Annotated in this window: 13 protein-coding genes; 4 read left to right on the top strand and 9 right to left on the bottom strand. The window is 66.2% G+C overall.

The genetic code is table 11. From position 1 onward, the window contains the following. Nucleotides 1-60 precede the first annotated feature (60 nt). Genes G372_RS0102475 through G372_RS0102485 form a run of 3 tightly spaced genes read left to right on the top strand, consistent with a single transcriptional unit; the run spans nucleotide 61 to nucleotide 3,677 of the window. A complete protein-coding gene (locus tag G372_RS0102475) occupies nucleotides 61-1,926 on the top strand; it encodes a penicillin-binding protein activator (protein WP_019624086.1) in 1,866 nt (621 codons plus the stop codon). 3 nt (nucleotides 1,927-1,929) lie between these two features. Continuing rightward, nucleotides 1,930-2,286: a YraN family protein gene (locus G372_RS0102480; protein WP_018864682.1), complete on the top strand. Its 357-nt coding sequence runs from the start codon at nucleotides 1,930-1,932 to the stop codon at nucleotides 2,284-2,286. Continuing rightward, a complete protein-coding gene (locus G372_RS0102485; protein ID WP_018864681.1) occupies nucleotides 2,283-3,677 on the top strand; it encodes an FAD-binding oxidoreductase in 1,395 nt (464 codons plus the stop codon). Before G372_RS0102480 ends, G372_RS0102485 begins: the two co-directional genes overlap by 4 nt. On the opposite strand, the gene G372_RS0102490 is transcribed toward G372_RS0102485, so the two are convergent. From G372_RS0102490 to G372_RS0102515, 6 genes are all read right to left on the bottom strand, one after another. Continuing rightward, nucleotides 3,670-4,104, bottom strand: coding sequence for a ClpXP protease specificity-enhancing factor (locus G372_RS0102490; protein ID WP_018864680.1), 435 nt, complete (start codon nucleotides 4,102-4,104; stop codon nucleotides 3,670-3,672). The two genes, G372_RS0102485 and G372_RS0102490, sit on opposite strands and share 8 nt — an antisense overlap. Then, a complete protein-coding gene (locus G372_RS0102495; protein ID WP_018864679.1) occupies nucleotides 4,101-4,727 on the bottom strand; it encodes a glutathione S-transferase N-terminal domain-containing protein in 627 nt (208 codons plus the stop codon). The genes G372_RS0102490 and G372_RS0102495 overlap by 4 nt, the downstream gene beginning before the upstream one ends. 105 nt (nucleotides 4,728-4,832) lie before the next feature. Further along, on the bottom strand, nucleotides 4,833-5,576 hold the full coding sequence (locus G372_RS0102500; RefSeq protein WP_018864678.1) for a cytochrome c1: 744 nt from the start codon (nucleotides 5,574-5,576) through the stop codon (nucleotides 4,833-4,835). Further along, nucleotides 5,576-6,985 carry a cytochrome b gene (locus G372_RS0102505; protein ID WP_018864677.1) on the bottom strand — a complete coding sequence of 470 codons (1,410 nt, stop codon included), beginning with the start codon at nucleotides 6,983-6,985 and terminating at the stop codon, nucleotides 5,576-5,578. The genes G372_RS0102500 and G372_RS0102505 overlap by 1 nt, the downstream gene beginning before the upstream one ends. After that, the gene (gene petA / locus G372_RS0102510; protein ID WP_026279051.1) at nucleotides 6,985-7,587 is read right to left on the bottom strand and encodes a ubiquinol-cytochrome c reductase iron-sulfur subunit; all 603 of its coding nucleotides are present in this window, start codon (nucleotides 7,585-7,587) and stop codon (nucleotides 6,985-6,987) included. Before petA ends, G372_RS0102505 begins: the two co-directional genes overlap by 1 nt. A gap of 332 nt (nucleotides 7,588-7,919) precedes the next feature. Next, nucleotides 7,920-8,669, bottom strand: a complete 750-nt coding sequence (locus G372_RS0102515) for a Nif3-like dinuclear metal center hexameric protein (RefSeq protein WP_026279050.1) — start codon at nucleotides 8,667-8,669, stop codon at nucleotides 7,920-7,922. A 223-nt stretch (nucleotides 8,670-8,892) separates the two neighbouring features. On the opposite strand from G372_RS0102515, the gene G372_RS0102520 reads away from it, so the two are divergent. Continuing rightward, nucleotides 8,893-10,017: a S1C family serine protease gene (locus tag G372_RS0102520; protein WP_018864674.1), complete on the top strand. Its 1,125-nt coding sequence runs from the start codon at nucleotides 8,893-8,895 to the stop codon at nucleotides 10,015-10,017. A gap of 42 nt (nucleotides 10,018-10,059) precedes the next feature. Here G372_RS0102520 and G372_RS0102525 read toward each other — a convergent pair whose 3' ends face one another. The 3 genes from G372_RS0102525 to G372_RS0102535 form a co-directional block, all read right to left on the bottom strand. Continuing rightward, a complete protein-coding gene (locus G372_RS0102525) occupies nucleotides 10,060-10,968 on the bottom strand; it encodes a copper resistance D family protein (protein ID WP_018864673.1) in 909 nt (302 codons plus the stop codon). Nucleotides 10,969-10,971: 3 nt separating this feature from the next. Beyond that, nucleotides 10,972-11,340, bottom strand: coding sequence for a copper resistance CopC family protein (locus G372_RS0102530; protein WP_018864672.1), 369 nt, complete (start codon nucleotides 11,338-11,340; stop codon nucleotides 10,972-10,974). Between the two features lie 108 nt (nucleotides 11,341-11,448). Further along, the gene (locus G372_RS0102535) at nucleotides 11,449-12,870 is read right to left on the bottom strand and encodes a multicopper oxidase family protein (RefSeq protein ID WP_018864671.1); all 1,422 of its coding nucleotides are present in this window, start codon (nucleotides 12,868-12,870) and stop codon (nucleotides 11,449-11,451) included. Nucleotides 12,871-12,956: the final 86 nt, after the last annotated feature.

Below are 12,956 nucleotides of genomic sequence, written 5' to 3' on the forward strand. Positions count from 1 at the left end.
TTGACACAACCTGATGCGCTTTCAATACTGACTCCTCAATACGCTGATCATCCCGCTATCGTGAACTTGCACCGTTATTTTGCCGCCGGAGGGCGCTACCGGGGCCGCCTCGCCCTGAGTCTGCTCGCCGGCGCGATCCTCGCCGGCTGCGCGACGCCGCGCCCCGACCCGACCCCCGCCCCGGAACCGGAGGAGGAACGACCCGAGGTCGTCGACCTTCCGGCGCACGAGCGCGCGCCCGTCCTGATCAGCGAGGCCTGGGCCGATCCGCAGCCGGACAGCGTGCGCGCAGCGATCGACGCGGTGCTGGACCTGGACGATCCGGACGGCGACCTGATCGACCGCGCCGACGCGCTGTGGCGCGACCTGGATGCCGAAGACCGCGAGCCACTGGCGGACCGCGTACGCGGCGGCCGACTGGCGGCCGCACGCGGTGACTGGGACGCGGCGCGCGAACGGCTCGGGGCCGATGCCCCGGATGACGAGACACGAACCGCCGAGGTCTACCGCGACGGCCTGGCGCTGCACGCCCGGCTGTTGGAGCACGAACGGCAATGGTATCAGGGGCTGGACGCCCGCCTGCGCCTGGACAGCATGCTGGTGCTGGAACCGGACGCACAAACCGCCAACCAGGAACGCATCTGGGGCCTGCTTGCGGCCCTGCGCCCGGCCCAGCGCGACCGTCTGGCCACCAACGAGCTTCCGGACGCAGAACCCTGGGTACGCCTGTTCGCCGGTCTTCGCGGCGTGAATTCACAAGACGAAGCCCGGCACGTGGCGCGGCAGTGGCGAGAGCGCTACCCGTCGCACCCGGCCAACAGCCTGCTCCCGGAGCTGGTCGCGAGCCACCCGCTCCAGGCCGAGATGCCGGACACCATCCTGGTACTGCTGCCCCTGTCAGGGGATCTGGCCCAGTTGGGCAATGCAATACTGGACGGGATCACTCGGGCCTATTACGCAGAAACCGGGGGCCAGGGCCGACTGGTGATAAGGGATACGCGCGGAGACGCCGAGACGGCGGCCGAGCTCTATCGCCGGGGCGTCGAGGACGGGGTGGACCGTATCATCGGCCCACTGGACCGTGAGGCCGTGCGCGCGGTGGTCGGGAGCGACGACACACGGCCGACGCTGCTGCTCAATCGGACCCGCCTGGACGGGAACGGCGCCTTCGGCACCCTCGCGCTGAACCCCGAGGAAGACGCATACGCCGTAGTGGACCGCGCGATACGTACCGGCTGGAGGAATCCACTGGTCATCCTTCCGGAGGGCGAGTTTGGTGACCGGGTGGCTCAGGCCTACCAGGATGCGCTCGCCGACTACGGGCTGCGGCCACGCGACATCGTGCGACTGCGCCCGGATGCCGAAGACATCAATACCCAAGTCAGCGATGCACTGGGGATCGAGCAGAGCGAGGCGCGCATTCGCGAGGTCGCGCGCCGCACCGGCTTGAGCCTGGAAGGCGACCCCCAGGTTCGAGGCGATGCCGACCATCTGTTTGTGACCGGGACCTCTCGCCAGATGCGGCAGCTGGTGCCCTATCTGCATTTCCATGGCGCGCGACAGCTGCCGATTATGGCGACCCCCCACATCTACGCCGGGCAACCGAACGCCAATCGCGACCGCGACCTGAACGGCATCGTGTTCCCCGACGCCCCCTACCTGCTGACGACCATCGAGCCGCTGAACGGCGAGATGTCCGACGGCGGAGCGGAGGCGCTTCCGCGCTTTGTCGCGCTGGGCATGGATGCCCTGCGCCTGAGCCTGCATGATCGTGCAGTGCGCGAGGCGGCCCACCATCAACTCGTCGGGGGCGCCGGCACCTGGTCACTTAACCCGGTAAGTGGTGACTGGGTGCGCGACCCGGCCTGGGCGCGCTTCGAGCGCGGCGAGCCCCGCCAGCTGGGGACCACCAGCGAAGGCAACTGACCGATGTTCCGCCCGGGTGCCACCGGCCAGGCTGCCGAGGAGCGGGCGGCGCAGTACCTTGCAGGGCAAGGACTCGAACTCGTGGCGCGCAACGTGCGCCGCCCCTGGGGAGAGCTCGACCTGATCGCCCGCGAGGGCGAAACGCTGGTACTGGTGGAGGTACGCAAGCGCAGCCACCGCGGCTTTGGCGGCGGTGCCGAGAGCATCGACAGGGGCAAACGCAGGCGCCTGCTGCGCGCCGCGGAGGGGTATCTGCAGGAGACCCGCTGGCAAGGGCCCGTTCGCTTTGACGTGGTACTCCTCGACGGCGATGACGCGATCGAATGGCTGCCCGACGCCATTCAGGGGGATCCGGCATGACGCCTCTGGCGCGCGAGATCGAGCAACTGCTGCCCGCCGAGGACCGCCTGCTGGACCCGGCCGACTGCTGGTCCTACGGCGCCGACAACTCCAAGCTGCACGCCCCTCCGGAGGCAGTGGCCTTCGCCCGTGATGCGGAGACCGTCGCCGAACTGGTGCGGCTTTGTCGGCGCCTCGGCGCAGCCCTGACCTGTCGTGGGCGCGGCACCGGGACCACCGGCGCGGCGGTCCCCGATCACGGCGGACTGGTCCTGTCGTTCGAGCGCATGAACCGCATCCTGGAGGTCGACCCGGCAAACCGCTGGCTGATCGCGGAGCCCGGCGTGACCAACGGCGAGGTGCAGGCGGCGGCGGATGCCCACGGGTTTTTCTGGCCCCCCGACCCCACGAGCAGCGCCTACTGCACACTCGGGGGCAATCTCGCTTACAACTCGGCCGGGCCCCACGCCGTGAAGTACGGAACGCCGCGCGACAACACCCTCGGGCTGGCAGGGGTCGCCGGCACCGGCGAGCCATTCCGCACCGGCGTGCACACCACGAAGGGGGTTGTAGGATATGACCTGACCCGGCTGCTGATCGGCTCCGAGGGGACGCTGGCCGTAATCACCGAGGCCACGCTGCGCCTCACACCGCAACCCGAGGCGACGCGCCTGATCCAGGCGGTGTATCGGACCGTGGGCGACGCGGCTGCGGCAGTCTCCCGGCTGATGGGCCGCGCCGAGATCCCGTCGGCCCTGGAGTTCATGGACCACTCGGCGATCGCCATGATCCGCGACTATGCGCCGGACTGCCCGCTGCCGCGCGACGCCGGGGCCATTCTGATGATCGAGACCGATGGCACCGAGGCCGGGATCGACGCCACGACGCGCGGCGTCCGCGCCGCCGCGGGTGGCGAGGGCTGCCTGCAGACCAGCAGTGCCGACACCCCGGAAGAGGCCCAGGCCCTGTGGGCCGTGCGCAAGGCCCTCTCGCCGGCCCTGCGCACCGTCGCGCCGAAGAAGATCAACGAGGATGTGGTCGTGCCCGTCTCCCGCATACCCGACCTGATCGCCGGCCTCGACCGGCTCGCGCAGACGCACGCGATCAAGATCGTGAACTTTGGTCATGCCGGCAACGGCAACATCCACGTAAATCTGCTGGTGAACCCGGACGATCCGCAGGAGCTCGCCGCCGCCGAACGCTGCCTGGACGAGGTGTTCACGCTGGTACTGGGGCTGGGGGGCACGCTGTCCGGCGAACACGGCATCGGACTGGTAAAACGCGCCTTTGTGGGCCGGGAGATCGATCCCGTGGCGCTGAACCTGATGGCCGGGATCAAGCAGAGCTTCGATCCCGACAACATCCTGAACCCCGGCAAGGCGCCAGGGCCGGACATCACCGGGACTACTTGACGACCTTGAGGGCGGGGCCCTTGCGCTTGGCAGCCGGCTTGTCCCCGTCCTGTCCCGAACCCGTGGGGCCCGAGTCGTCCGGTCCATCGCCACCCGGGCCATCTTCCGGCCCCGGTCCCGGCTCGCTGCCGAACATCATCCCCTGTCCGTTCTCGCGCGCATAGACGGCGAGCACGGCCTGTGTGGGTACGTAGACATCCATTGGATTGCCGGCAAAGCGAGCAGAGAAGGCCACGGCCTCGTCCCCGATATTCAGGGCCTGCACGGCGGACGGGCCGATGTTGAGGGTGATCTTGCCCTGCTCGACAAAGGCATCGGGTACCAGCGTACCCTCCACCGTGGCGTCGACCAGGATGTGCGGCGTAAAGCCGTTATCCGTGATCCACTCCCACAGGGCCCGGAGCAGATAGGGACGCGAAGAGGTCACAGCCTCAGCTCGCGCTCGGCCTCGGTGAGACTAATCTGGAAGGAATCCCGCTTGCAGACCCGATCAGCGTATTCCTGGATCGCGGTCGGGAGCGAATCGAGGTCGATCCCCAGGGCCGGCAGGCGCCACATCACCGGGGCAATCGCGCAGTCGACGATGCTGAACTCGTCACTCAGGAAGTACGGTTTCAGCTCAAAAATCTCCGCCGAGTTCAGCAGACTCTCGCGCAGAATCTTGCGCGCCTTTGTGAGCCCCCCGCCCGCGGCCTTGTTGACCGCGTCCAGCCCTTCGTACCAGTCGCGCTCGACGCGATAAAGCGCCAGACGCGCGGCGGCACGCGAGACGGGATCCACCGGCATCAGCGGCGGATGAGGAAATCGCTCGTCCAGGTACTCGGTGATGACATGCGTCCCGTACAGCGCCAGGTCCCGATCGACCAGCGTCGGCACCTCGTTGTAGGGATTGAGATCGGAGAGATCCTCGGGGAGTTCGTCCGGCCCGAGGTTGACGACATCCACCGCGATGTCCTTCTCGGCGAGGATGATGCGCACGCGATGACAGCGCACACAATCGTGAGCGGAAAACAGGGTCATAACGGAACGACGATTGGCGACCAGCGCCATGGCTTTCTCCCTACCCCGGTCCAACGGCACGCCGCGCCGGGCAGACGGTCAATAACACCGGCAGGCGCTCTTCCATAAGCGCCCGCCGGCGACGGTTCAGGCCGCCTAGTGTACGTCTTTCCAGTACTCCTTTTTCAAGAAGTAGGCCAGCACGGTAAACACGGCCAGGAAGATCAGAACGTACAGGCCAATGCGCTGACGGTCGAGCTGCATCGGCTCGCCCATGTACGAAAGGTAGGTGACCAGGTCACGCACCGCACGATCGTACTCGCTCTGGCTCATCGAACCGCTGCGCACGAGCTCCAGGCGCTCGTTGCCCTCGTCGTCCTCGACCAGCTCCTGCCAGCCCTGCAGTTCCCACAGCACGTGCGGCATGCCGACGTTGCTGAACTGGGTGTTGTTGGCACCCAGCGGACGATCCTCGTCGATGTAGAAGCTCTTGAGGAAGGTGTACACCCAGTCTTCGCCGTGGATACGGGTCGTCAGCGTCAGATCCGGCGGAGTCACGCCGAACGCCTCGTCGGCGTAGTCCTTGGTCATGGCGTTCTTCATCAGCGAACCCGGGTTGACCAGCTCGCCGTCCTCGTCGGTGACGAAGATGAAGTTCTGCTCTACCTGCTCCTCGGTCAGCCCGATGTCGCGACCCACACGGTTGTAGCGCATGTACTCGGTCGAATGGCAGGCCATGCAGTAGTTCATGTACAGCCGGGCGCCCCGCTGCAGCGACGCCTGGTTGCTCACGTCCACGTTGGCCTTTTGCAGGTCACCGGAACCGCCGGCGGCCAGGGCCGCCGGGGTTGCGAGCAGGGCCACGAGGGCCACGAATGTCGTTGCGATAAACGTTTTCATTACGAAGTCACCCTTTCCGGAACGGCGCGGTCACGACCCAGACCCCGGGCAAAGACCGGGACCACCATGCAGACGAACAGATGCGCGGTCGGGATCAGCCAGGACCACAGGATCATGCTCGCGTCACTCGGGTCGAAGCGCGAGATGTCGTACATGGTGTAGATACCCACGACCACGGCAAACGCGACCAGACTGAATACCGCGGACCGCTCCTTGCTGAGGAACCACAGCAGGAAGAAGAACGCGAAGTACACGATGGACCAGCGGAAGCTCATTTCGCTCACCATCGTGGTGGCCTGCTGCAGACCCAGCCAGCCGAGAACCACGAAGGCCACCACGAACGCCGCCAGGTTGAACTTGGCCGCGAACGAGCGATAGCGCATCGACAGAACCGGGTTGCGGTCCAGCCAGGGGATAAAGAACAGCATCATCACCGCGGCACCCATGGCCACCACGCCGAGGAACGGATCCGGCACGGAACGCAGCACCGAGTACATCGAGGTGAAGTACCAGACCGGCGGAATCAGCTCGGGCGTAACCAGCGGATCGGCCGGGATCATGTTGTCGGGCTTCAGGAACAGACCGCCGCCCATCGGGAAGAAGAACATGATCACCGCGAAGACCATCAGGAAGACGCCGACGCCGACGATGTCCTTCACGGTGTAGTACGGGTGGAACGGGATGCCGTCCTTCGGGATGCCGTTCTCGTCCTTGTTCTTCTTGATCTCGACGCCGTCCGGGTTGTTCGAGCCCACCTCGTGCAGCGCGATGATGTGCGCGGCCACCAGCAGGATCAGCACCAGCGGCAGGGCAATCACGTGCAGCGCGAAGAAGCGCGTCAGCGTGGCGTCGGACAGCAGGAAGTCACCGCGAATCCAGGTCACCAGGTCCGGCCCGATGTACGGGATGGTCTGGAACAGGTTCACGATCACCTGCGCGCCCCAGTAGGACATCTGGCCCCACGGCAGCAGGTAGCCGGCGAAGGCTTCGGCCATCAGCACCAGATAGATCAGCACACCGAAGATCCAGATCAGCTCGCGCGGCTTCTTGTAGGAGCCGTACAGCAGCGCCCGGAACATGTGCAGATAGACGACCACGAAGAACATCGAGGCGCCGGTGGAGTGCATGTAGCGAATCAGCCAGCCCCACTCCACGTCACGCATGATGTACTCGACCGACGCGAACGCGAGTTCCGCATCGGGCTTGTAGAACATGGTCAGGAAGATGCCGGAGACGATCTGGATGACCAGCACCAGCAGCGCCAGAGAGCCGAAGAAATACCAGAAGTTGAAGTTCTTCGGCGTGTAATACTGAGCCAGATGCTCATTCCACATCTGGGACAGGGGGAAGCGGGCATCGATCCAGCCCAGCAGACCACCCTGCCATTTTTCCGCGGGATTACCGGCCATCAGACAGTCCCTCCGTCTTCATCTTCACCCACGAGCAGCAGGTCATCCGTGATGTAGTGGTGCGGCGGAATCTCGAGGTTGTCGACCGCCGGCATGTTGCGGTAGACGCGACCGGCCATATCGAAGCGCGAACCGTGGCAGCCGCACAGCCAGCCGCCCTGCCAGTCGGAGCCCATGTCGGGATCGCCGATTTCCGGGCGGAAGGACGGGGAGCAGCCGAGGTGGGTGCAGATGCCGATCACCACCAGGACTTCCGGCTTGATCGAGCGGTGCTCGTTCTGCGCGTATTCCGGCTGCTGGGCCTCGTTCTCGGAGTCCGGGTCGCGCAGGCGATCGGTCACCTTGGACAAACCTTCCAGCATCTCGTCGGTACGCCGCACGATCCAGACCGGCTGGCCGCGCCACTCGATGCTGACGCGCTGACCGGGCTCGACCTCGCTCACATCGAACTCGACCGGAGCCCCTGCCGCCTGAGCGCGTGCGCTGGGCTGCAAGGACGCCAGGAACGGAGTCGCGACCGCTGCGACACCGGCACCGCCCACGACTGTCGTCGCGGCGACGAGGAACCGGCGACGGCCTCGATTTACGCCTTGGTTTGCCATGTTTGTCTCTCCAAACAACGTGTTGAAATCGTGTCCCGGCAGCCACTCGGTACATGAACGAGGGCGCGGAAGGACCCGCCGGCCACCCCGTCAGCGCGCCGCCTGGGGCGCGCTGACGGGCGAACGGGCAGACCGCCGCGGGCGGCCAGTAAAATCCCGATAGAATTCCCGAACACGCTAATAAGGTCAAGTAGCTGAATGCCTTAAGAACGGGCGCAGGCCGCCTCCCGAGGCGGCCGATAGATCATAAGTTGTTCATGATAAAGGCGGGATTGCGGCACCCCGAAGTGCGCACGAAATAGCGCGCCAAGGGGCACGCCGCGGCGCCACACTCAGGCGGGGTTGTCGATATCGATAAATCGGTGCTCCAGACCGAAGCGCTCGGCGCACCATTCCCCCAGGGCGGGCGCCCCGTAACGCTCGGTCGCGTGATGCCCGGCGGCAAAATAGTGCACGCCCGTCTCGCGCGCCTCGTGGGTGGTCTGTTCGGAGATCTCGCCACTGATATAGGCATCCACGCCCTGCGCCGCCGCTTCCATCAGCAACGACTGGGCCCCGCCGGTACACCAGGCGACACGCCGGATCGGCCGCTCGGCACCCGGCACCCACAGGCATTCCCGCCCCAGCACCGATGAGATGTGGTCGCGCAGGCCCTCTCCTGACACCTCGCTGGCGGGGCGTCCGTACTGACCCACGCCGTCCTCGCGCAACACGCCCTCGATCGCGAAATCGAGGCGACTGGCCAATTGTGCGTTATTGCCGAGCTCCGGGTGCGCATCCAGCGGCAGGTGGTAGGCCACAAGATTGATATCGTGCTCCAGCAGACGCCGCAGGCGCGCGCGCTTCATCCCGGTGATCACCTCCGGCTCGCCCTTCCAGAAATAGCCATGGTGAACCAGGATCGTGTCGGCCCCGTCCTCGATCGCAGCCTCGACCAGCGCCAGCGACGCCGTGACCCCACTGATGATGCGGCGCACCTCGGTTCGCCCCTCCACCTGGAGCCCGTTCGGACAATAGTCGCGAAAGCGCTCCGGCTGGAGCTCCTCGTTCAGGGCCTGCATCAACACGTCACGTTCGATCACGATCGAGTCTCCGGTTACCTGGAAAAACACTGAACAAGACCATCCCGGCCTTCCCAGCCGCACGCCGCGCTGCAACACGCGGTTTGCCAATTGCTTCACACAAGCCCCGTGCGGGGGATCAGTTCTCGCGGCAGGTCGATATACCACAGGGCAGGGCCGATAGATCAGGTGCCCTGCGGGTCCGGCGGCTGTGCAGCCCCTGCCATTTCGGTATATTCGCCCTATGGTGAATTTCTCGCGTTTCCTGCTGCAAGCAGCCCTGACCGGCGTGGCGATCGCCGTGGTCGTGGCCGTGTTCTTTCCGCATGTCCTCGATCGCGACGGGGAGGAACGGGCGCAGCTTCAGGTCGCCGAGCCCCTCCCCACCACGGCGGGCGAAGCCGCGGTCAGCTATGCAGACGGCGTCGAGCGAGCCGCGCCCGCCGTGGTCAACATCATGACCTCGCGCGTGCTCGACACCCCCGGCATCCTTGATCTGCACGAGTTCTTCGGCCAGCCGACGCCACCCCCTGGCGATACCGAGCAGGCCAGCCTGGGTTCCGGCGTGATCATGACCGATCAGGGGCATATCCTGACCAATCACCACGTAATCGAGGAGGCGGACGCGATCGCGGTAGTGCTTCCCGATGGCGAAGCACACCCGGCCGAGATTATTGGCATCGACCCCGACACCGACCTCGCCGTCTTGCGCATCCGCGCAGAGGATGTGGCAGTGGCCACGGCCGGCCATTCGCGCAACCTGCGCGTCGGCGATGTGGTGCTCGCCATCGGCAACCCCTTCGGGGTCGGCCAGACCGTGACCCAGGGGATTGTCTCCGCCACCGGGCGCAACCAGCTCGGCATCAACACCTTTGAAGATTTCATTCAGACCGACGCGGCAATCAACCCGGGCAACTCCGGCGGCGCCCTGATCAATGCACGGGGCGATGTCATCGGTATCAATACCGCGATTTTCTCGCGCTCCGGGGGCTCGCATGGCATCGGCTTCGCGATCCCGGTGGACCTCGCCCGCGAGGTAATGACCGAGATCATTGAACAGGGCTATGTCGCCCGCGGCTGGCTGGGCATTGAGGTCCAGGCGATGAACCGCGAGCTGGCCGACTCCTTCGGGCTGGATACCCCGCGCGGAGTCCTGGTCGCCGGCATCCTGCGCGACGGCCCGGCCCAGGAGGCCGGCATCGAGATCGGCGACGTGATTACCCACCTCAAGGGCGATGCGGTCAACAGCCCGCGCGAGGCCCTGAACATCATCGCCCGGACCGATCCGGGTTCCGCTCTGTCGATCAAGCTCCTGCGCGACGGCGAAGAAGTCGAACTCGAGGCCACCGTCGCCCAGCGGCCGATCTGATACCCAACGGCACCTCCCGGACGTCCGGGAGGTGCCTTTTCTCTACCCGTTGGCCGGGGAACTGACCGTGGTCAGTACGGCCGTAACCAGCAACACCAGCCCCACCAGCCCGATCTCCAGCGCGATGCTGCGCCGCAGGCGCTGCGAGGCCCGGGGTTCACCACGCTCGAAGGCCGGCACCAGGCGCCACTTGTTGGACGCCGCCAGCAGCAGGAGCAGGGCCACGATCAGCACTTTGCCGAGCAGGAACTGCCCGTAGCCGGTGGTGAACAGTGGCGCGACCCCCCCGAGCAGCAGCGCGGCCAGGGCCACCCCTGCCAGCACCAGCAGGCCCACGCCCCATACCGCCACCCGACCGAAGCGATCCAGGATACGAATGGCATCCGCCCCGCCGGGCGGATGCCCCGCCAGGCGATACAGGGGCCACAGCGAGCCGACCCAGAACGCAGCCGCCAGTACATGAAGCATCAGCAGGCCACCCAGCAACCACCGGGGTTCGTAGACCGTATGCCCGACCTGCACGAATGCGAGCAGGACCAGCAACACACCGGCAAGGCTGAGACCGTAACCCAGCCCCGGCAGCCGCCGGGCATCCAGCAGGATCGCCTGCACCAGCAGCAAACCGCTCACAGCCAGGATCAGCTGGGTTCCCTGCGCGCCCTCGAACACCATCCCGAGCAGCATCGGGTCGAACGCCGCGGCGCCATTGCCGCCCCCGAGATACCCGGCCTGAAGCGGCCACTCGATCAGGGCCAGCGCGATCGCGACCCAGGCCGCGATCGCGCCCGAACGACTGGCCGCCTGCCGCTCCGGATCAGGCAGATCCGGAAACGCCAGGCGAAACAGCACCGCCCCGGCCGCCAGCAAGGCACCGGCATAGAACCCGGTCGCCACCAGGATTATGGCAACCGTCCAGGCATCCACACCGACCAGTGCGGACAGCCAGGCCACGGCTCAGTCCTCCACCGTAAAGCGGAAGGTCCCCGACATCATGTGGCCGTCACGGGCCAGACCGCGCCAGCGCACCTCGTAATTGCCGGGCTCCATCGAGCCGGCCGGTTGCACATGGTATTCCTCGGTCGGGTCATTGCCCGGCTCGTTCTCGAGGGACACACGGCCCTGCGGGCCCACCACGTCGAACTGGGTAATGCGCATCGCGCCATCGAAGTGAATCCCGATCTCCTCCGGGGTGCCCTGCACCGTGGAACCGTCCTCCGGGACATGCCCCATCTCGCCCTCGTGGGCCAGCAGGGGCGCGGCGACAGCCAGCAGCAGGGCCGCAAGGGCGGAACGCAGGGTATTGCGGGTACGAATCGTCATCATGATTGAGTTTCCTCTTTCTTAAGTGCAGTCGTGTCGTGTCAGAGTCCGCCGGCCGCAGGCCACCGGGGGCCGCCTTGCGGCGGCCCCGGCACCCGCGCCGGTGGAAGCTCAGTGGTTATGGCCTTCGTGGCCGTTATGTCCTCCATGTCCACCATGGCCGTGATGCCCGTGGGCATCGCGGCTGGGGGTCGGGAGCCCGTCGGAATCCGCATCCGCGACCTTGCCGCGACGTACCGGATTGCCGAAATCGGGGTCACTGCTCACTCTCCAGGCGACCTCACCTTCCGGGTGCCAGTACCAACCCGGATCGCTGAAGTCCCCGGGCTCCTGGTCGTCACGCACCTTGACCAGGGTGAACATGCCGCCCATACCGATGTTGCCGAACGGTCCGTGCCCCATGCCCATCGGCAGGGTGTTCTCCGGCCCCGGCATGTGGCCCGCATCGGTGTGATCCTGGTGGTCCGCCATGCCGTGTTCACCCATCGCCATGTAGCCGGGCAGCAGGGTGCGGATCTCCTCCTCGAGGCCGGACTGGTCCACACCCAGGGTGTTGGCGATGCCGTGCCCCATCGGGTTCATCGTGTGGTGGGTCATGTGGCAGTGGAACGCCCAGTCACCGGGTGGCGCGATGAATTCGATATCCCGGGTCTGGCCGACCGCCACGATCTCGGTGGTCTCCTTGCGCCACTGCTCGCGCGGCCAGCGCCCGCCATCGGAGCCGGTCACCTCGAAGGACACCCCGTGCACGTGCATCGGGTGGTTCCACATCGACAGGTTGCCCATGCGGATGCGCACCCGCTCGCCGGTCTTCGCCACCAGCGAGTCGATGGCCGGGAACACCTTGGAGTTCATCGACCACAGGTCGAAGTCGACCATGATCGACGGGTCCGGCGTGCGGGTGCCGGGATGCAGCGCCCAGTTGTGCAGCAGGATCGCGTAGTCGCGGTCCACCGGCTCGATCTCGCCGTCCTTCGGGTGGATGATGAACATCCCCATCATCCCCATCGCCATCTGCACCATCTCGTCGGCATGCGGGTGGTACATGTGCGTGCCGTGCTGGTTCAGCTCGAACTCGTAGACGAAGGTCTCGCCCGGATGGATCGGCGGCTGGGTCACGCCCTTCACGCCGTCCATGCCCGAGGGCAGATGGATGCCGTGCCAGTGCACCGAGGTGTACTCCGGCAGGCGATTGGTCACGTAGATCCGGACCTTGTCGCCCTCCACCGCCTCGATGGTCGGCCCCGGCGTGGTGCCGTTGTAGCCCCAGCACCTGGCCACCGAACCGGGCGCGAACTCGTGCTCGATCTCTTCGGCAACCAAGTGGAACTCCTTCACGCCGTTGTTCATCTCGTACGGCAGGGTCCAGCCGTTCGGCGTGTGCACCGGCATGTAGCCCTGATCGGTGCGCTCGCCGGGCGTGGTTTCGCCCTCGTTGTGGTGCTCGTGACCCGTTTCGGCCATCACCCGGGTCAGGGTGGTTGCCGGCAGCATTGCCGCGCCGGCGGCCAGCAGGAAGTTACGCCGTTTCATCAGTGATGCCCTCCGTGACCGTCGTCGCCGTGGTCACCGTGATCGCCATGGTCATGATCTCCGTGATCTCCGTGATCTCCGTGATC

It is taken from the genome of Thioalkalivibrio thiocyanoxidans ARh2 (assembly GCF_000385215.1).
Taxonomy (GTDB): domain Bacteria; phylum Pseudomonadota; class Gammaproteobacteria; order Ectothiorhodospirales; family Ectothiorhodospiraceae; genus Thioalkalivibrio; species Thioalkalivibrio thiocyanoxidans.

What these genes read in the sequence shown, in the direction of transcription:
- G372_RS0102480 (WP_018864682.1), top strand. Translation starts at nt 1,930, where the DNA reads ATGTTCCGCCCGGGTGCCACCGGCCAGGCTGCCGAGGAGCGGGCGGCG.
- G372_RS0102485 (WP_018864681.1), top strand. Translation starts at nt 2,283, where the DNA reads ATGACGCCTCTGGCGCGCGAGATCGAGCAACTGCTGCCCGCCGAGGAC.
- G372_RS0102495 (WP_018864679.1), bottom strand. Translation starts at nt 4,727, where the DNA reads ATGGCGCTGGTCGCCAATCGTCGTTCCGTTATGACCCTGTTTTCCGCT.
- G372_RS0102500 (WP_018864678.1), bottom strand. Translation starts at nt 5,576, where the DNA reads ATGAAAACGTTTATCGCAACGACATTCGTGGCCCTCGTGGCCCTGCTC.
- G372_RS0102505 (WP_018864677.1), bottom strand. Translation starts at nt 6,985, where the DNA reads ATGGCCGGTAATCCCGCGGAAAAATGGCAGGGTGGTCTGCTGGGCTGG.
- petA (WP_026279051.1), bottom strand. Translation starts at nt 7,587, where the DNA reads ATGGCAAACCAAGGCGTAAATCGAGGCCGTCGCCGGTTCCTCGTCGCC.
- G372_RS0102520 (WP_018864674.1), top strand. Translation starts at nt 8,893, where the DNA reads ATGGTGAATTTCTCGCGTTTCCTGCTGCAAGCAGCCCTGACCGGCGTG.
- G372_RS0102530 (WP_018864672.1), bottom strand. Translation starts at nt 11,340, where the DNA reads ATGATGACGATTCGTACCCGCAATACCCTGCGTTCCGCCCTTGCGGCC.
- G372_RS0102535 (WP_018864671.1), bottom strand. Translation starts at nt 12,870, where the DNA reads ATGAAACGGCGTAACTTCCTGCTGGCCGCCGGCGCGGCAATGCTGCCG.